2 protein-coding genes are annotated in these 931 nt (G+C 57.5%); both read left to right on the top strand.

Annotated features, from left to right (window positions below):
• Positions 1-104 precede the first annotated feature (104 nt).
• On the top strand, positions 105-446 hold the full coding sequence (locus OC610_RS28095) for a zinc ribbon domain-containing protein YjdM (RefSeq protein WP_030140290.1): 342 nt from the start codon (positions 105-107) through the stop codon (positions 444-446).
• Between the two features lie 204 nt (positions 447-650).
• Positions 651-908: a PA4570 family protein gene (locus tag OC610_RS28090; RefSeq protein ID WP_003205743.1), complete on the top strand. Its 258-nt coding sequence runs from the start codon at positions 651-653 to the stop codon at positions 906-908.
• The last annotated feature ends 23 nt before the right edge of the window (positions 909-931 follow it).

The raw sequence follows: 931 nt of genomic DNA, 5'->3' as shown, positions 1-931 counted from the left end.
GGGAGCAAGCTCCCTCGCCACAAAGCCCCCCCGTATCACCCTCCTTGCGACAAAACCCTATACAATGTGCGCCCTTTTGCCCTCCTGATACTCAAGGAACCCTAGTGAGCACGTTGCCTCCCTGCCCTAAATGCAATTCCGAATACACCTACGAAGACGGCACCCAGCTGGTCTGCCCGGAGTGCGCCCACGAGTGGTCCGCCAGTGGCGAAGCTGAAGCGCCTTCCGACGACACCGTGAAGAAAGATTCGGTCGGCAACGTCCTGCAGGACGGCGACACCATCACCGTGATCAAGGACCTCAAGGTCAAGGGCACGTCGCTGGTGGTCAAGGTCGGCACCAAGGTGAAGAACATTCGCCTGTGCGATGGCGACCACGACATCGACTGCAAGATCGACGGCATCGGCCCGATGAAGCTGAAATCCGAGTTCGTCAGAAAAGTCTGATCTTGCTGTATCCCCATCCCGCGCCCCGCGTGGGATGGCGCCCCGCCCTTCCCGCTTCAGCCCCGTCTTGCGCAAGTTCGGCCATTGCGTGCCAATCCGAGCGATCACGACCCATCGTCAGAAAAACAATCGCTGCGCCAATAGAGACTTGCTATTTAGCGAATAGGAATTATTCTCATCAAACCCATCAAGGAGATGAGAACCATGACTTATTTGATCGATGCCTGGCTGGACCGCCCACATCCCTACCTGAGGATCCTGCATCGGGAAACCGGGGAAGTCTGCGCGGTACTTGAAGAAGAAGCCTTGAACGAGCTACAGGACCAGGGAGACCTGGACCTCAACAGCCTCAACTCCAGCGAACCGCTGGTGCTCAAGGAGTTGGTGCGAAACCTGTTCCTGTTCTGCTACGCCCGGGCGTTGCGCCCGACGGGTGATTTCAGCGGCAGGTTCCATGGATGAACATAAATAACCTGTGGGAGCGA

This window comes from Pseudomonas agronomica, assembly GCF_025917275.1.
GTDB lineage: Bacteria > Pseudomonadota > Gammaproteobacteria > Pseudomonadales > Pseudomonadaceae > Aquipseudomonas > Aquipseudomonas agronomica.
Note: the sequence above shows the minus strand (reverse complement) of the source record. Positions and strands in the feature narration are given on the sequence as shown.